Source organism: Streptomyces sp. SA15 (assembly GCF_002291145.1).
Lineage (GTDB): Bacteria > Actinomycetota > Actinomycetes > Streptomycetales > Streptomycetaceae > Streptomyces.
Map to the genome: position 1 here is coordinate 13062 of NZ_NTGE01000158.1, position 16504 is coordinate 29565.

General features: G+C 71.4%; 15 protein-coding genes. 9 read left to right on the top strand and 6 right to left on the bottom strand.

The window, feature by feature from the left end; translation table 11 throughout:
* The first annotated feature begins 251 nt into the window (after positions 1–251).
* The 5 genes from iolC to CLM62_RS35015 are packed head-to-tail and all read left to right on the top strand — an operon-like array spanning position 252 to position 5779.
* Entirely contained in the window at positions 252–1274 is a 1023-nt protein-coding gene (gene iolC / locus CLM62_RS34995; RefSeq protein WP_095753912.1) for a 5-dehydro-2-deoxygluconokinase, read from the top strand.
* Between the two features lie 12 nt (positions 1275–1286).
* Complete coding sequence (locus CLM62_RS35000; RefSeq protein ID WP_095753913.1) at positions 1287–2165, top strand: deoxyribose-phosphate aldolase; 879 nt, start codon at positions 1287–1289, stop codon at positions 2163–2165.
* Positions 2166–2179: 14 nt separating this feature from the next.
* Positions 2180–3058, top strand: coding sequence for a 5-deoxy-glucuronate isomerase (gene iolB, locus CLM62_RS35005; protein WP_095753914.1), 879 nt, complete (start codon positions 2180–2182; stop codon positions 3056–3058).
* An 8-nt stretch (positions 3059–3066) separates the two neighbouring features.
* Positions 3067–4944: a 3D-(3,5/4)-trihydroxycyclohexane-1,2-dione acylhydrolase (decyclizing) gene (gene iolD, locus CLM62_RS35010; protein ID WP_095753915.1), complete on the top strand. Its 1878-nt coding sequence runs from the start codon at positions 3067–3069 to the stop codon at positions 4942–4944.
* Positions 4945–4993: 49 nt separating this feature from the next.
* On the top strand, positions 4994–5779 hold the full coding sequence (locus tag CLM62_RS35015; protein WP_095753916.1) for a GntR family transcriptional regulator: 786 nt from the start codon (positions 4994–4996) through the stop codon (positions 5777–5779).
* Here CLM62_RS35015 and CLM62_RS35020 read toward each other — a convergent pair.
* From CLM62_RS35020 to CLM62_RS35035, 4 genes are all read right to left on the bottom strand, one after another.
* Positions 5769–6572: a DUF427 domain-containing protein gene (locus CLM62_RS35020; RefSeq protein ID WP_095753917.1), complete on the bottom strand. Its 804-nt coding sequence runs from the start codon at positions 6570–6572 to the stop codon at positions 5769–5771. The two genes, CLM62_RS35015 and CLM62_RS35020, sit on opposite strands and share 11 nt — an antisense overlap.
* A gap of 59 nt (positions 6573–6631) precedes the next feature.
* On the bottom strand, positions 6632–7618 hold the full coding sequence (locus tag CLM62_RS35025; protein WP_095753918.1) for an aldo/keto reductase: 987 nt from the start codon (positions 7616–7618) through the stop codon (positions 6632–6634).
* A gap of 79 nt (positions 7619–7697) precedes the next feature.
* The gene (locus tag CLM62_RS35030; RefSeq protein WP_095753919.1) at positions 7698–8366 is read right to left on the bottom strand and encodes an NUDIX domain-containing protein; all 669 of its coding nucleotides are present in this window, start codon (positions 8364–8366) and stop codon (positions 7698–7700) included.
* Between the two features lie 66 nt (positions 8367–8432).
* Entirely contained in the window at positions 8433–9452 is a 1020-nt protein-coding gene (locus tag CLM62_RS35035) for an RNA polymerase sigma factor RpoD/SigA (RefSeq protein ID WP_095753920.1), read from the bottom strand.
* 171 nt (positions 9453–9623) lie between these two features.
* Between CLM62_RS35035 and CLM62_RS35040 the strand changes: the two genes are divergently transcribed.
* The 3 genes from CLM62_RS35040 (at position 9624) to CLM62_RS35050 (ending at position 13322) form a co-directional block, all read left to right on the top strand.
* Positions 9624–10532 carry an SDR family oxidoreductase gene (locus CLM62_RS35040; protein WP_179382365.1) on the top strand — a complete coding sequence of 303 codons (909 nt, stop codon included), beginning with the start codon at positions 9624–9626 and terminating at the stop codon, positions 10530–10532.
* A gap of 79 nt (positions 10533–10611) precedes the next feature.
* Positions 10612–11808 (top strand): polysaccharide pyruvyl transferase family protein, encoded by a 1197-nt coding sequence (locus CLM62_RS35045; RefSeq protein WP_095753922.1) that lies wholly within the window; start codon positions 10612–10614, stop codon positions 11806–11808.
* A gap of 74 nt (positions 11809–11882) precedes the next feature.
* Positions 11883–13322, top strand: a complete 1440-nt coding sequence (locus tag CLM62_RS35050) for an FAD-dependent oxidoreductase (protein WP_095753923.1) — start codon at positions 11883–11885, stop codon at positions 13320–13322.
* A gap of 137 nt (positions 13323–13459) precedes the next feature.
* On the opposite strand, the gene CLM62_RS35055 is transcribed toward CLM62_RS35050, so the two are convergent.
* On the bottom strand, positions 13460–14287 hold the full coding sequence (locus tag CLM62_RS35055; protein WP_095753924.1) for an MFS transporter: 828 nt from the start codon (positions 14285–14287) through the stop codon (positions 13460–13462).
* Between the two features lie 947 nt (positions 14288–15234).
* Positions 15235–15474 (bottom strand): hypothetical protein, encoded by a 240-nt coding sequence (locus CLM62_RS49525; protein WP_143659201.1) that lies wholly within the window; start codon positions 15472–15474, stop codon positions 15235–15237.
* A gap of 183 nt (positions 15475–15657) precedes the next feature.
* Here CLM62_RS49525 and CLM62_RS35065 point away from each other — a divergent pair, with 183 nt between their 5' ends.
* Positions 15658–16251 carry a TetR/AcrR family transcriptional regulator gene (locus CLM62_RS35065; RefSeq protein ID WP_095753925.1) on the top strand — a complete coding sequence of 198 codons (594 nt, stop codon included), beginning with the start codon at positions 15658–15660 and terminating at the stop codon, positions 16249–16251.
* Positions 16252–16504: the final 253 nt, after the last annotated feature.

Below are 16504 nucleotides of genomic sequence, written 5' to 3' on the forward strand. Positions count from 1 at the left end.
CGGGGATCACGGAGATCCGGGGCCCGGGAGCTTAAGCGGGCCGGGTCTTGTGCCGCAAACGCGACTGTTGTGCGTTGGGACGGGATCCAATCCCTTGCCGCGCCCGCTGTCAATACTTTGTTAAGACATCATTTCACGAGCAGGTCCGAATGTAAGTACAAACTATTGACACGGCCGCCCTCCGCGCCCTACACCTGGGAGGCGGCAGGCCCTGGGGCCCGCACCCCAGCCCGGATCGAGGAGCGTCGCGCATGGCCGAGTCAGTCCAGCACTTCGACTTGATCAGTATGGGCCGGATCGGAGTTGATCTCTACCCGCTGCAGCCCGGCGTCCCTTTGGCGCGCGTGGAGTCCTTCGGGAAGTTCCTCGGGGGTTCGGCGGCGAACGTGGCGGTCGCCGCCGCCCGGCTCGGCCGCTCCACCGCCGTCATCACCCGTACCGGCGCCGACCCCTTCGGCACCTTTCTGCACCAAACCCTCACGGAGTTCGGTGTCGACAACCGCTGGGTGACACCGGTGGGCGCCTACCCGACCCCGGTGACGTTCTGCGAGATCTTCCCGCCGGACGACTTCCCGCTGTACTTCTACCGCCGCCCGAAGGCTCCCGACCTGGAGATACACACCGACGAGCTGGACTACTTCGCCATCCGCGCGGCCCGGATCTTCTGGATCACCGGCACCGGTCTGAGCGAGGAGCCGAGCCGGTCCGCCACGCTCGCCGCCCTCAAAGCGCGCGACAAGGCGTGCATCACGGTCTTCGACCTCGACTGGCGACCGAAGCTTTGGAGCAACACAGCCTGGAAGGACCCTGAGGAGGCCCGCCCCTACTACGCCGAGGCCCTGCGCCACGCGACCGTGGCGGTCGGCAACCTCGACGAGTGCGAGGTCGCCACCGGTGTCCGCGAACCGCGCGCCTGTGCCGAGGCGTTGCTGGCGGCCGGCGTGGAACTTGCAGTGGTGAAGCAGGGGCCCAAGGGGGTACTCGCCGTGCACCGCGACGGCACCGCCGCCGAAGTGCCGCCGGTGCCGGTCGAGGTGGTCAACGGCCTCGGCGCGGGCGACGCGTTCGGCGGCGCGCTGTGCCACGGGCTGCTCTCCGGCTGGGAGTTGGAGAGGACCATGCGGTACGCGAACGCGGCCGGTGCGCTCGTCGCCTCCCGTCTCGCCTGTTCCTCGGCGATGCCGACCGGGTCCGAGGTGGAGGACCTCCTCGCGGGCGCCCCGGAAACGCGGGACGCGGAGCCGAGCGCCCCGGCGCCGAGCACGACTGCCTGAACGGAGCTTGTCTTGAGCATCAGCATCCCCGACCTCACCACGGTCCGGGCCCGGCATCCGGAGGCGATCGCCGAGGCCGCCGCGCGCCGGGTGCGCCGCCCGCTGATCGGCGACAGCGGCCGGCTGATGATCGTGGCCGCCGACCATCCGGCGCGCGGCGCCCTGGGCGTCGGCGGCCGCCGGCTCGCCATGGCCGACCGGGCGGACCTGCTGGAACGTCTGTGCGTCGCGCTGTCCCGGCCCGGTGTCGACGGGGTGCTGGCCACCGCCGACATCCTGGAGGACCTGCTGCTGCTCGGGGCGCTCGACGACAAGGTTGTCATGGGCTCGATGAACCGCGGTGGCCTGGCGGGCGCCGCGTTCGAGATGGACGACCGCTTCACCGGCCACCGCGCGGAGGACCTCGTCCGGCTCCGCTTCGACGCCGGCAAGCTGCTGCTGCGCATCGACTACGACGACCCCGGCTCGCTGGCCACCCTGGAGTCCACCGCCCGTGCCGTCGACGACATGGCCGCACGCCGACTCCCCCTGTTCGTCGAGCCGTTCATCTCACGCCGGATCGACGGGACGGTCCGCAGCGACCTGTCCGCCGAGGCCGTCACCCGTTCCATCGCCATCGCCTCGGGCCTGGGCGGCACCTCCGCCTACACCTGGCTGAAGCTCCCGGTCACCGAGGACCCCGACGACATGGCCGAGGTCCTGTCGGCCTCCACGCTGCCCGCCGTGCTGCTCGGCGGCGAGGTCGGCGACGACCAGCAGGCCGCGTACGAGCGCTGGCGCAAGACACTCGGGCTGCCCACCGTGCGGGGTCTGGTGGTCGGCCGGTCCCTGCTCTATCCGGCCGAGGGCGATGTGGCCACGGCCGTGGACACCGCCGTCGGCCTGTTGTGACACGGAGGCAAACGATGACGTATCACCTTCCCGCGGGAAAGGCGCTCGGCGGCCCGTACGTCGTGGACGTCACGCCCGCGAAGGCCGGCTGGGGCTACTCCAGCCTGCGGATCCTGGAACTGCCGCCGGGCGGCTCGCACACCTTCGACACCGGCGACAGCGAGTGGATCGTCCTCCCGCTCACCGGCGGCTGCACGGTGGCGAGCACCGACGACTTCGGCCACTCGGCCTTCGAACTGACCGGCCGCGACAGCGTGTTCAGCGCCGTCAGCGACTTCGCGTACGTGCCGAGAGACGCCCGTACGACCGTCCTGGCCGCCGAGGGCGGACGGTTCGCGCTGACCGGAGCGCGGTGCACCCGACGGCTGCCCGCCCGCTACGGTCCGGCGTCGTCGGTTCCGGTGGAACTGCGCGGGACCGGGAACTGCTCCCGGCAGGTGAACAACTTCGGTGCCGCGGGGTCGTTCGAGTGCGACAAGCTCATCGCGGTCGAGGTGCTCACCCCGGCCGGCAACTGGTCGTCCTTCCCGCCGCACAAGCACGACGAGCACCGCCCCGGCGAGGAGTCCGTCCTCGAGGAGATCTACTACTTCGAGATCGACGGCCCGAACGGTTTCGGCTACCAGCGCGTCTCCCCGTCCGGACAGGGCCGGGGCACGGACGTCCTGGCCGAGGTGCACGGCGGCGACGTCGTCCTGATCCCCGACGGCTGGCACGGCCCCTCCATGGCCGCGCCCGGCCACCACATGTACTACCTCAACGTCATGGCGGGTCCGGAGCCCGAGCGGGCCTGGCTGATCTGCGACCATCCCGATCACGCGTGGATCCGCGAGACCTGGCCCGAGCAGCCCGTCGACCCCCGTCTGCCCCTCTACAGCGCCCCTTCCCAGTGAGGTCCCCGATGAGCCACCCGACCAGCATCCGCCTGACTGTCGCCCAGGCGCTGGTGCGGTTCCTGTCCGCCCAGTACACCGAGCGGGACGGCGTACGGCGCCGGCTGATCGCCGGTACCTGGGGGATCTTCGGCCACGGCAATGTGGCGGGAGTCGGGCAGGCGCTCCTCGAAGCGGGCGAGGACGCGATGCCGTACCACCAGGGCCGCAACGAGCAGGCGATGGTGCACGCGGCGGTGGGGTACGCCCGCCAGCTCAACCGCCTGTCCGCGCAGGCGGTCACCACCTCGATCGGCCCGGGTGCGACGAACCTGGTCACCGGCGCGGCCCTGGCGACGATCAACCGGCTGCCGGTCCTCCTCCTGCCGGGCGACTACTTCGCCACACGCCCCGCCGACCCGCTGCTCCAGCAGCTCGAGCACCCGACCGAGGCGGATGTGTCGGTCAACGACACCCTGCGCCCGGTCTCCAGATACTTCGACCGCGTCACCCGCCCCGAGGCGCTGATCCCGTCGGCACTCCAAGCCATGCGCGTCCTCGCCGACCCGGCCGAGACCGGCGCCGTCACCCTCGCGCTGCCGCAGGACGTGCAGGCGGAGGCCTTCGACTGGCCGGAGGAGTTCTTCGCCGAGCGGGTATGGCACGTACGGCGCCCCGCGCCCGACCCGGTCGAGCTGGCGGCGGCGGTACAGGCGATCCGGGCCGCTTCCCGCCCCCTGATCGTCGCGGGCGGCGGCATCCACCACAGCGAGGCCGAGGAGGCCCTGAAGGCGCTCGTGGACGCCACCGGCATCCCGGTCGCCTCCACCCAGGCGGGCAAGGGCTCCCTGCGCCACGACCACCCCGCCGACCTCGGCGGCATCGGCCACACCGGCACGGCGGCGAGCGACGACCTCGCCCGCACCGCCGACCTGATCATCGGGGTGGGGACGCGGTACACCGACTTCACCACCGCCTCCGGCACGCTCTTCCAGCACCCGGACGTCCGCTTCCTCAACCTCAACATCACCGCCTTCGACGCCCACAAGCTGGCGGCCCGCACCCTGGTCTGCGACGCCAGGGCGGGCCTGGAGGCGCTCGCCAGGGCCCTCGAAGGCCACCGCGTGGACTCCCCGTACGAGACCGAGTACCGCGCCGGCAAGGAGCGCTGGGAGCAGATCGTCGAGGCCGTCTACCGTGCGGACGACGACAGCGCCGTACCGACCCAGACGCAGCTGCTCGGCGCGCTGGACGCGGTCGTGGGCGACGACGACGTGGTGATCAACGCGGCCGGCTCGCTCCCCGGCGACCTGCACAAGCTGTGGCGGGCCCGCGGCCCGCGCCAGTACCACCTGGAGTACGGCTACTCCTGCATGGGCTACGAGATCCCGGCCGCGATCGGCGTCCAGCAGGCCGCGCCCGACACGCCGGTGTGGGCCCTGGTGGGCGACGGCACGTACCTGATGATGCCGACGGAGATCGTCACGGCCGTCCAGGAGGGACTGCCGGTCAACATGGTCCTGATCCAGAACCACGGCTACGCCTCCATCGGCGGCCTGTCCGAGACGGTCGGCGGCGAGCGCTTCGGCACCGCCTACCGCCACCGGGCCGCCGACGGCACCTTCACCGGCGCCCCGCTCCCGGTCGACCTCGCCGCCAACGCGGCCAGCCTCGGCATGGACGTGCTGCGCGCCAAGACCGTCCGGGAGCTGCGCGAGGCACTGGCCACGGCCCGTGCCTCGGACCGGCCGACCTGCGTCTACGTCGAGACGGACCCGACACCGACCGCTCCCCCGGCCGAGGCCTGGTGGGACGTGCCGGTGGCCGAGGTGGCGTCCCGCGAGGCCGCGGCCGGCGCCCGCCAGACCTACGAACGCGAGGCCGCCACCCGCCGCCGCCACCTGTGACACCCCCGCGTCCGCAGCCCGCCCCCGACCCTTTGAGGGAGGTACGTCCATGGCGAAGACCGGCAACCACTCGCGTTCCGTGACCGCCCCCGCGCTCAGCTCTCTGGACTTCGCCCTGGACCGCGCCAGCCCGGTCCCGCTGTACTACCAGCTCGCCCAGCAACTGGAGGCGGCGATCGAGCACGGTGTCCTCGCCCCCGGCAACCTCCTGGGCAACGAAATCGACCTCTCCGTACGCCTCGGGCTGTCCCGGCCGACGGTCCGCCAGGCCATCCAGTCCCTGGTCGACAAGGGGCTCCTGGTCCGGCGGCGCGGGGTCGGCACGCAGGTGGTGCACAGTCAGGTCAAGCGCCCCCTGGAGCTCAGCAGTCTCTACGACGACCTGGAGGCGGCCGGGCAGGGACCGGCCACCCGGGTCGTGCGCAACGAGGTCGTCCCGGCGACCGCCGATGTCGCGGCCGCCCTCGGGATCGCGGAGGGCGGCGAGGTCACGGTCCTGGAGCGGCTGCGCTCCACGCACGGCCAGCCCGTGGCCTTCCTCTGCAACCACCTGCCCGCGACCCTGCTCGCCCTCGACACCGCGAGGCTGGAGTCGACCGGCCTGTACCGGATGCTGCGCTCCGCCGGCATCACCCTGCACAGCGCCCGCCAGACCATCGGCGCCCGCGGCGCCACCGCCGAGGAGGCGGACCTCCTCGACGAGCCCAAGGGTGCGGCGCTGCTGACCATGCAGCGCACGGCGTACGACGACACGGGCCGCCCGGTCGAGTACGGGACGCACATCTACCGCGCGGCCCGCTACACCTTCGACTTCCAGCTGCTGGTCAGGCCTTGAGGCTCGCGGTGAACGGCGTGACCGGCCGCTCGAGGCGCGCGCCGTCCACAGTGATGTCCACGGCCTCGTTGTAGAAGGCGAGCAGCCCCTTCACGGCGGCCACCGGGGGCAGCGGGTCCGGGTAGCTCCAGACGATGTTCCGGGGTACGTCCTCCTCGCCACGCCAGGTCCAGTACTGGGCGGTGCCCTTGTAGGGGCAGCCCGTGCGGTGGTCGGTGGGCTCGAACAGGTCGAGGCGGACGTCCTCGCGGGGGATGTAGTACCGCGTCGGCAGGCTGGTCTCGAAGAGCAGCACCGGCCTGCGGGTGTCCGCGACGACCGTGCCGGCGACCTCGACCCGCACGTGGCGGCTGCTGGGCAGCGCGTCGACCCGTTTGTGCGGGTCGCGCGGGTGGATGAAGATCTCTTCCTCCTCCTCGTACCAGCGGTCGAGACCGGTGTCCCGGCGCCGGAACCACTCGAAGGCGATGTGGTCGGCGAGGTCGGCGGCGGGGAACGTCCAGGCCGCGTTCTCCCGCAGCTCCCCGTCCACTTCAAGGTCGTAGAAGACCTGCGATCCGGTGTGGGCGCCCGTCGGCGGGTTCTTGGCCGGGCGGAGGAGGTCCGTGCGGACCTCCCCGCTCGGGAAGGCGTACTGCGGAACGGGCAGGTCGGGCTCCCAGACGAGGACCGGATGCCGGCTGTCGACGACGGCGACCTCGCCCTTGTACCCGCGCACCCAGCGTTCGCTGGGCTCCCACAGGAGGCCTTCGGGCGTGCTCCGGACGGATCGCTCGGTGGGCAAAGTGGTCATGGATCCACTCTCCTTCGGCTCCGTCTGGAGCGTACTGCGGCGGCGTACGAGCGGCGCGTTCAGTGCGCACCGTCGAGCCGGGCCCGCTGCTCAGCGGTCAGCTCCAGGTCCACCGCCGCCAGGTTCTCCTCCAGTTGCGCCACCGACGAGGCTCCGGCCAGCGGGACGACCGGCAGCTCGCCGCCGATCTGCCAGGCCAGGACGACCTGGTTGACGGTCGCGCCGGTCTCGCGCGCCACCTCGCGCAGGGCAGCGAGGCGGGGCGGGGTGCCCGGGTGGTCGTAGCCGGGCAGCAGCGGTCGGTCGGGGTGCGCGTACGTGCCCTTCAGCAGCGGCGAGTAGGCGACCAGGGTCAGGGCGGGCTCGGCCCGCAGGTAGCCGAGCAGTTCCGGCCCTGCGGCGCCCAGGCTGCCGTCGGGGAAGATCTCGCCGGGCACGTCGGTCCGGGGCCGGAGATAGCTGTGCTCGTACTGGAGCACCTCGTAGCCGGGCAGCCCGGCGGCGGCCGCGAGGGCGCGGGCCCGCTCCACCCGCCAGACGGCGTGGTTGCTGACGCCGAGCAGGCCGACCGTGCCCTCGGCGACGAGTTCGGCGAAGCCCTCGACTGTTTCGCGCAGGGGGGCGGTGTGGTCCTCGATGTGCGCGTACAGCAGGTCCAGCTTGTCGACCCCGAGCCGTTCCCGGCTGCGTTCGGCCGACTCCCGGATCACCTTCGCGGACAGGCCCTCCGGATTGTCGACGTAGCTGGTGCCGGGGGCCAGGGGGCGGGCGCCGAGCTTGGTGGCGATGACGATCTCGTCGCCGATGCCGCGGCTCCTGCGCCAGCGTCCGAGGAGTTCCTCGCTCTGCCCGCCCTGGCCGCCGTCGATCCAGAAGGCGTAGTTGTCGGACGTGTCGATGAAGTTCCCGCCGGCCTCGACGTACCGGTCGAGCACGGCGAAGGAGGTCTCCTCGTCCGTCCGGGAGCCGAACAGCATCGCGCCGAGCGCGAGCACGCTGACCTCGCGGCGGTTCTTCGGGTCGCTGCCGATGGTGCGGTACTTCATGATGATCCTCCCGTTCGTGCCCGCGGTCGGGGCACGAACGGGAGTCTTCATGCTGGAGTGCTCTTCAAGTCAAGGGACTTCACGTCCCACGGGCGAACGGCCCTTCCAGTGCCGCCCACTGGAGCAGCATGATCGTCTTGGCGTCGGCGATCTCCCCGGTGCGGATCATCTCCAGGGCCCGGCGGAAGGGCAGCTCCAGGATCTCGATGTCCTCGCCCTCCTCGTCCAGGCCGCCCCCTTCGTGGGTGTGGGTCGAGGGGCCGTAGGCGGCGGCGTAGAAGCTGACGCGTTCGGTGACGGAGCCCGGGCTCATATAGACGTCGAAGACGTGCCGGACCTCACCGATGGTGTGCCCGGTCTCCTCGACGACCTCGCGCCGTACGGCGATCTCCGGATGCTCGTCCTCGTCGTCGAGCAGGCCGCCCGGTGTCTCGATCAGCATCCCGTCGGGATGGCCGTTGACGTACACGGGGAAGCGGAACTGGCGGGTGAGCAGCACGGTTTCGCGTTCGGCGTCGTACAGCAGCATGGTGGCCCCGTTGCCGCGGTCGTGGGTCTCGCGCTGCTGGGTGCTCCATGTGCCGTCGGCGTGCTGGAGGTCGAAGGTGGTGGCGCGCTCGACGTACCAGTGGCTGGACAGGAGTTTCACGTCCCGGACCTTGACCCGGGGGTTGCGGGTCAGCTCCAGGCCGGTGCGGTCGAGTCCGGTGCGGCCGCGGCGGTCGGGGGTGTCGATGCCGGCGGTCATCGGGCACCTGCCGTGCGAGGGGTGATGAGCGAGTTGGTCATGACCGCTATCTACCATCCCGAGGTGTCAGCTCGCCCACTCCAGCAGACGTTCCCCGGTCCCGGACGCCCGTAGCCGGGTGAGGGACTCCTTCTCCAGCTGGCGTACGCGCTCCCGGGTCAGGCCGACATGCTGCGCCACCTCCTGGAGCGTGCGCGACCGGCCGTCGTGCAGGCCGTAGCGGAGACTGAGGATCATGGCCTCGCGGGGTGGCAGGGTGCCGACGGCCTGCCTCAACTCCTCGGCGAGTGCCCGGTATTCGGCGACCTCCGGGGCCTGAAGCACCTCCGTGTCGGGGATCAGGTCGCCCACGACCGTCTCGCCGGTGTCGTCCACCGGGGTGTCCAGGCTGATCGCCTGCCGTCCGACACGGCGCAGCCAGATGACCTTCTCGACGGCCATGCCGCTGTCCTCGGCGACCTCCTCGGCGGTGGGCCGGCGGTCCAGGGTCATTTGGAGGCGCCGTTCGACCTTGGCCAGCTTCTGCAGCCGTTCCACCACGTGCATCGGCAGCCGCACGGACCGCGCGTGCGCCGCGAGGCCACGCTCGATGGCCTGACGGATCCACCAGGTGGCGTACGTGGAGAACTTGAACCCCTTGGTGTGGTCGAACTTCTCCACGGCCCGGATCAGGCCCAGGTTGCCCTCCTGGATGACGTCGAGGAGGGGCAGTCCGCGGTGGGCGTGCCGCTTGGCCATCGCCACCACGAGCCGCAGGTTGGCCCGGACCATGTGGTCCTTGGCCGCCAGTCCGTCCCGGGCCGTCGCCTCCAGCTCCCGGCGCCGCCCCGACGACAGCTCGCGCTCTTGGGCGTCGGCCTGCTCCAGTTCCTCCAGGGCGTGCACGCCGGCCTCCAGGCGCTGGGCGAGGTGGACCTCGTCCTCGGCGGTCAGCAGGGGCGTGGCCGCGATCTGCGTCAGGTACTGGCCGAGCAGGTCGGGCTCCTCGTCGGGCTCGGGGATCCGGCTGCGCAGCCGCGCGGTGCGGGCGGGCCCACGACGGTCCTCTCGGGGGGCCGTCTCGGGGGGCCGTGCCTGGGGAGACATGTTCGTGTTCCTCCGTCCCCCGTCTTCTTCGATCTTCTTCCCCCGTCGTTCTTCCTTTCCGTCTTCCTATTCCTTCTTTGTTCTTCCTTCTGCGCCGAAGCCTCGTACCCGGAACCACGGGTACCCGGGGCCACGAAGAACGAACCGTGCGCCACGTGGCCCGCGCGCACGATGGGACCGCGACGCAGAGGGAGCAGAGCCGTGACCGCACCACAGCACCCCGCCGAACGCCACCCGCGCCCCGAGTTCCCGGCCCAGGACCAGCCGCATCCCGGCTGGACCGGCCCCATGGACCCGCCCCCGGACCACGGCGAGGAGTCCTACCGGGGCAGCGGACGCCTGGAGGGCCGCAAGACCGTGATCACCGGCGGGGACTCCGGAATCGGCCGCGCGGTGGCCCTGGCGTTCGCCCGCGAGGGCGCCGACGTGCTCTTCACGTACCTGGACGAGGAGAAGGACGAGGCCCGGGAGACGGCCCGGTGGGTGGAGGACGCGGGCCGGCGCGCCGTGCCGGTCGCCTGCGACATCCGCGAGGAGGCCAACTGCCGCGCCCTGGTGGACCAGGCCGCCCGGGAGTTCGGCCGTATCGACGTGCTGGTGAACAACGCGGCGTACCAGATGTCGCAGCCCGACGGCATCGAGGCCATCTCCACCGAGCAGTTCGACCGTGTGCTGCGCACCAACCTGTACGGCATGTTCTGGCTGTCGAAGTTCGCCTTGGAGCACATGCCCGAGGGCGGCAGCATCATCAACTCCACGTCGGTGCAGGCCTACCAGCCCAGTCCCCACCTGCTGGACTACGCGATGACCAAGGGGGCCATCGTCACCTTCACGCAGGGGCTGGCCCGGATGCTGGCCGACCGGGGCATCCGCGTCAACGCGGTCGCGCCGGGTCCGGTGTGGACGCCGCTGATCCCGGCGACGATGCCGGACACGGTGAAGTTCGGCAAGCAGTCGCCTCTGGGCCGCCCGGCGCAGCCCGCCGAGATGGCACCCGCCTATGTGTTCCTCGCCTCTCAGGAGGCGTCCTACATCACCGCGGAGATCGTCAACGCGACGGGCGGGACACCGCTGCCCTGAACATCGCACCCTGAATTGCGAATGATTGTTCGGCATGGGTCTACTGAGGGATGAGACCCCACGTGACGGGAGCTCACGGATGACATCTGCCCCACCGCATCCGCGCCCCGCCGGCCCGGGTCCGCGCATCGGCGTGCTCGGTTCGTACGGCGGCTTCAACATCGGTGACGAGTCGATCCTGACCTCCGTCCTCGGCTGTCTGCGCGCCCACCGTCCGCAGGCCCGGCTGGTCGTCCTCAGCCGCGACGCCGAGCACACCCGCGCCCACGTCCGTGAGGCCGACGAGGTGGTCGACTGGGAGGGCGTCAGCCGCAACCGGGTGCACGACACGCTGGCCTCCCTGGACGTGCTCGTGCTGGGCGGCGGCGGCATCCTCTACGACGGCGAGGCGCGCCGCTATCTGCGGCTGGTGCGCGCCGCGCAGGAACGCGGCGTCCGCACCTTCGCCTATGCCGTCGGCGCCGGCCCGCTGCGGGAGCCGGAGGACCGGGAGGCCGTGCGCGATGTGCTGGCGGAGATGGACGACGTCGTGGTGCGGGACGAGGAGTCCCGGCTCGTCCTGGAGGAGGTCGGCGTCGAGCGCGAGATCGTGGTCACCGCCGATCCGGCGCTGCTGCTGGAGCCGGAGCCGTTCACCGACCGGATGATGCGCAACGAGGGCTTGCCCACCGATCGCCGGCTGGTGGGCATGTCGGTGCGGGAGCCGGGCCGGGCGGCCGAGAAGCTGGACGAGGGCGACTACCACGCGCTGCTCGCCGACGTCGCGGACTTCCTCGTCCGCCGCCTCGACGCGCATGTGGTGTTCCTGCCGATGGAACGCCACGACGTGCGGCACGCGCACGCCGTGCTGTCCCACATGACCGCACCGGACCGGGGACGGATCCTGCACGGCGCCTACAGTCCGGGACAGCTCCTCGGTTTTATGCGCCATCTGGATCTGGCCGTAGGCATGCGTCTGCACTTCGTGATCTTCGCGGCGCTCTCCGGCCTGCCCGTCCTTCCGCTGCCCTACTCCGGCAAGGTCTTCGACTTCGCCCGCCGCATCGGCGCACCCGCCCTGGTGGGGGTGGCGCGGGAACAGGCCGGGCTGCTGCTGGCCGAGGTGGACCGGCTCTGGGACGAGTATCCGCAGCGTCGCGCGGACCTGCGGTCCCGGGTGCGCGAGCTGTGCGGGCTCGCCGGGGAGACCTGCGCCCGGTGCGGCATGCTCCTCGACGGCATCGGGGGCAGCCCGGATCCTGACACCGCGCCGGAGGCCCGCCCGCTCAGCGCGTGAGGCCCACGAGCGAAGCCGGCCTGAGACCAAGTCTGTGACGAAGCCCGAGACGAGCCTCCGGGAGACGAACCAGGATGCCGATCCTCGACAAACCCCGAGAGCCCCGTACAGTCATGCTGCCCCCGCGGGCCGCCCGGCACGGTGGCCGGACCGACGTCCTCGTGGTCGGCGGCGGGCCCGCCGGATGCGCCGCGGCGGTGGCCGCGGCCGACGCCGGGGCCGATGTCGTCCTCGTCGAGCGGTACGGCTTCCTCGGCGGCAACGCCACCGTCGCCCTGGTGATGCCGCTGATGTCGTTCCACAACGAGCACCGGCAGGCCGCGTTCACCGAGTCCGGCGAGGACACCCGGCTGCTGCCCACCGACCACGGCGAGGGCGAGCCGGTCGTCGCCGGCGTGCTGTGGCGGCTGCTGGACCGGCTCGCGGAACGCGGCGGCTGTGTCCCGCCCTCCCTGGAGACCGGCTACACGGTGCCGTTCGACCCGGAGATCTTCAAGCTGGTCCTGCTCGACCTGCTGGACGAGGCGGGGGTCCGGATGCTGTGCCACGCCTTCGCTTCGGGCGCGCTGCCGCTCGACGACGGCTGGCGGGTGGTGTTCGAGACCAAGTCCGGTCCGGTGGTGATCGACGCCGACGTGGTGGTGGACGGCACGGGGGACGGCGATGTCGCCGCCGCGTGCGGGGCGCCGTACGAGATCGGCCGGCCGGAGGACGGGCTGGTGCAGCCGATGACGCTGATGTTCCGCGTCGCGGACTTCGCCCAGCCGCGGTTCGCCGAGTACGTGCGGGCGCATCCCGACCAGTGGCGCGGCGTGCACGGCCTGTGGGATCTCGTACGGCAGGCCACGGCGGACGGCGAGCTGAAGCTGCCGCGCGAGGACGTGCTGTTCTTCGGCACCCCGCACCCGCGCGAGCTCAGCGTGAACAGCACGCGGGTGACCAGGGCGCTCGGCACGGACGTCTGGGACCTCACCCGCGCCGAGTACACGGCCCGCCGCCAGCTGGCGCAGATCGACCACTTCCTGCGCACGCACGTACCGGGCTTCGAGGAGGCGTACGTCGTGCAGAGCGGCAGCCACATCGGCGTACGCGAAACCCGTCGCGTGCTCGGCGACTACCGGCTCACCGGACACGACATCCTGGCCGCGAGCGCCTTCCCGGACGTGATCGCGCACGGCGCCTACCCGGTCGACATCCACAACCCGCGCGGCTCCGGCACCGTCCTCAAGCGGGTGCCCACGGGCCGCTTCTACGACATCCCGCTGCGCTGTCTGCTGCCGCGCGAGACCGACCGGCTGCTGGTGGCCGGCCGCTGCATCTCGGGTACGCACGTGGCGCACTCCTCCTACCGGGTCATGCCCATCGCGATGGCGACCGGCCAGGCGGCAGGCGCGTGCGCGGCCCTGGCCGTACGCGTGGGACGCGCCCCGCGGGAGATACCGCACGCCCTCGTCCAGCAGGAACTGCTACGGCAGGGTGCCCGCCTGCGGGCCGATGTGCCGGCGGCGGGCTGACGTCCGTCAGGGAAGCCGTAGCCGAACGGCGGCCTCGGATCTCTCCGAATCGGCCTCTGACCTGCGTGTTTCACAAGCCGGGACGGCAGGATCCGAACCTGCGACGGGTCGGCCCACCGGTTGCCGCTCCGAACCCGTCACTGTGCCTCCGCGCTGTTCGAGAAACTTTCCATCGGCGGTGCTGAACGCGGCCGTGCCGTTCGCAGGCGGGTGCAAACGCGGTCGACGAGCAGGACGCCGAGCGTCGCGGCCACCGAGACCAGGCCGCCCAGGTACAGGGGGCTCCGGGCCCCCAAGTGTGCGGTGAGCCAGCCGATCAGGAGGGCGCCCAGGGGCGTGGACCCCTGCAGGATCAGGGTGTACACGGCGAGCACCCGGCCCCGGTACCGCGGGTCACTACCCAGCTGGATCCGGTGGTTGGCGGCCTGTGCGAAGTAGATCGACGCGAACCCCGTCCCCGCTGGCAGAGCGGTCGCGGCCGCGTAGGTCGGAGCCCAGCCCGCCGCCGTCTCGAGCGCACCGAACGCGAGCGCGGCCCCGGTCACCGTACGACCGGACGGGCGCCCCCGGCGGGCCGTGTCGGCCAGGGCGGCGAGGAGGGAGCCGGCCGCGAACGCGGTGGTGAGCAGACCGAACGACGTGGCGTCCGCATGGAAGACCGTCTTGGCCAGCAGCGGCAGCGTGAGCTGGAAGTTCAGGCCGAACAGGCCGATGAACACCATCGCCAAGGGCACGACGAGGTCCGGGCGTGATGCGAGGTGGCGCAGCCCGTCCGTGACCCGGGCCCGGCCGTCCCGCGTGACGCGCCGTAGTTCGGAGGGGCGCATCATCCGCAGGCCGACCACGACGGCCAGATAGCTCCCGGCGTTCAGCGCCATGACGGCACCAGTGCCGAAGCCTGCGATGAGCAGACCGGCGAAGGCCGGGCCGAGGACGCGGGCGACGTTGAAGCAGGCGGCGCTCATTGCTGACGCGTTGGGCAGCAGGTCGGCGCCGACCAGCTCGCACGAGCGCTTCAGGACGCGAACTGGGGCCGCACGGAGCGAGATTAAGAGGTGTGGGTGGGGAACGACATGTCTTTGGCAGGGTGCTTAGCCCGTCTCGAGTGGTCGCCCGAGCGGCTGGCCCGCGAGATCAACAGAAGGTCCGGCGCCGGGACGATCAGCAGCAAGGCGCCGTACAACTGGCTCAGGGGAGCCCGACCCAGGCGGGGCATCCCCGCCGTGGTGACGAAGATACTCTCCGATCAGCTGGGGGAACCGGTCACCGCCGAGGAGCTGTGGCCCGCGCGGGAAACCCTGCCGAGTGCCCTCCCACGTCGCAGTGGTGTCTCCCCCAGTTCCCGGAACTGCGAGGGGCAGACCCGGACCCAGTGATGGCCTCGGTGGACTGGCTGGTGGAGGACTGACGACGAGGGTGCCGGGCTGGTGGCTCAGGGGGCGCTGCACGATCGCCATTGGGTGAACAGGCTGGCCACGCAGGGTCGGCTGGGCGTGCTACGGCCTCGCCCTGAAGGCCGCGCGGGCGGCGGGCGACCGTCCGCTGGCCGCGTACGTCATCTCGTGCATGAGTTACCGCGCGACCTGGGAGGGGCAGGGGATGAAGGCGCTGCGCCTCATCCGTGTCGCACGCCGAGGGGTGACGGAGGAGATGTGGGGCATGGGTCAGGCGCTGCTGGCGACGCGACAGGCCAGGGCGTACGCAGCCGTCGGTGACGAGACAGGCTGTCGGCGAGCGCTGGAAGAGGCCGCCGAACTCGGCCGCGCCTCCGGGGCGTTGCACGCCCCGTCCTGGGGGTACTGGCTCACTCCCGGCGTGATCGTGGCCGACGCGGGCCGGGCCCTGGTGGAGATGGGGGCGTCCACGGCGCGCGGAGTGTCACCTGGAGCGCGGGATCAGCATGCTCAGTGGCTCACAGCCGCGCAATCTGCTGCTCCACGGCGCGTCCTTGGCGGAGGCCCGGATCGCGTACGGCGAGCTCGACGGCGCAGCCGTGGCCGTGGCCGATGCGGTTGGCTGGGCGGAACGCGTGCTCTCGCAAGCGGGCGCGCGTACGGCTGTCCAGATTACGGGAGATGTTCCAGCGGTACGACAGCGCGATGGCGACAGAGGCCGCTGAGCGGATCGGCGAGGTGCTGGAGCTGGGCCGCATGCGCGCGATGTGCGCCCGGGGGTGACCCTTCGGTGCGCTCGGCGGTGACGTACCCGCGGCGGACTCCGCGATACCGCCCCTGACGTACCGTCACTCGAGTCTGCTCGGAATCCGGCAGTGACCAGTGGAAATACTGGGTGCCGGTATGTCAGGGGGGACCGATCGGTCTGGTAGCGTGGCGGTATGGTTCGAACGCCAGTTTCCTCCGCGCGGGACCGCATACTGGACGCCGCAGCCGACTTGTTCGACCGGTACGGCGTGCACGCCGTCGGCATGCAGCGGATCATCGATGCGGCGGGCTGCGGGAAGAACCTGCTCTATCGCGAGTTCGACAGCAAGGACGAGCTGGTGGTGGCCTACCTCCAGCGGGCGGCCCGCAGTTGGGACATCACGCTGGAAGCCGCTCGCGCGACCGTGACGGCGCCGCAGGAGCAGCTGGTCGAACTGGTCCGCATCGTGGGGGTGAACGTGCCCGGAACCCGGGGTTGCCCTCTGCGGAACACCTACGCCGAGTTCCCCGATCGCGACCACCCGGCCCACCAGGTCGCACTGGAGCACTTCAGCGCGGTCCGCGAGCAGCTCTGCGAGCTCGCACGGCAGACCTCGGCCCCCGCCCCGGAGCGCCTCGCCGACCGCATCTTGCTGATCATCAACGGTCTCTACATCAATGCGTCCGGGGTCAGCGGGGAAGAGAGTGCGGCGATTGCCGTCCAGCTCGCCCAGGATGTCGTCCGCAGCGAAACGGCCGCGACGGTGAGCCGCAGCGGCGCGAGCTGAGCCCGGGGCGGTCGATGGGCGGGGCTTGCCGGGGCCTGCCCCGACGGGCCGTCACCATAGCGTGCTCGCGGTCCGATCCATTGCCGGCGGCACTGTCGCGTGTCGCTGGACGGCCAGATGCTCCGGTTGACATGGCTCACATGCGCCCCTCATTATCCAGGTACAGCTATCGGACCGATCGGTCCGCACTCATGGGACCGATCGGTCCGCACTGGATCATGACCCACCAAGACGCCGCAACGGCCAAGCCGGG

Coding starts and splice junctions, on each gene's coding strand:
- iolC (WP_095753912.1), top strand. CDS start 252: ATGGCCGAGTCAGTCCAGCACTTCGACTTGATCAGTATGGGCCGGATC.
- iolB (WP_095753914.1), top strand. CDS start 2,180: ATGACGTATCACCTTCCCGCGGGAAAGGCGCTCGGCGGCCCGTACGTC.
- iolD (WP_095753915.1), top strand. CDS start 3,067: ATGAGCCACCCGACCAGCATCCGCCTGACTGTCGCCCAGGCGCTGGTG.
- CLM62_RS35015 (WP_095753916.1), top strand. CDS start 4,994: ATGGCGAAGACCGGCAACCACTCGCGTTCCGTGACCGCCCCCGCGCTC.
- CLM62_RS35020 (WP_095753917.1), bottom strand. CDS start 6,572: ATGACCACTTTGCCCACCGAGCGATCCGTCCGGAGCACGCCCGAAGGC.
- CLM62_RS35025 (WP_095753918.1), bottom strand. CDS start 7,618: ATGAAGTACCGCACCATCGGCAGCGACCCGAAGAACCGCCGCGAGGTC.
- CLM62_RS35030 (WP_095753919.1), bottom strand. CDS start 8,366: ATGACCGCCGGCATCGACACCCCCGACCGCCGCGGCCGCACCGGACTC.
- CLM62_RS35035 (WP_095753920.1), bottom strand. CDS start 9,452: ATGTCTCCCCAGGCACGGCCCCCCGAGACGGCCCCCCGAGAGGACCGT.
- CLM62_RS35040 (WP_179382365.1), top strand. CDS start 9,624: ATGGGACCGCGACGCAGAGGGAGCAGAGCCGTGACCGCACCACAGCAC.
- CLM62_RS35045 (WP_095753922.1), top strand. CDS start 10,612: ATGACATCTGCCCCACCGCATCCGCGCCCCGCCGGCCCGGGTCCGCGC.
- CLM62_RS35050 (WP_095753923.1), top strand. CDS start 11,883: ATGCCGATCCTCGACAAACCCCGAGAGCCCCGTACAGTCATGCTGCCC.
- CLM62_RS35055 (WP_095753924.1), bottom strand. CDS start 14,287: ATGAGCGCCGCCTGCTTCAACGTCGCCCGCGTCCTCGGCCCGGCCTTC.
- CLM62_RS49525 (WP_143659201.1), bottom strand. CDS start 15,474: ATGCGGCCCAGCTCCAGCACCTCGCCGATCCGCTCAGCGGCCTCTGTC.
- CLM62_RS35065 (WP_095753925.1), top strand. CDS start 15,658: ATGGTTCGAACGCCAGTTTCCTCCGCGCGGGACCGCATACTGGACGCC.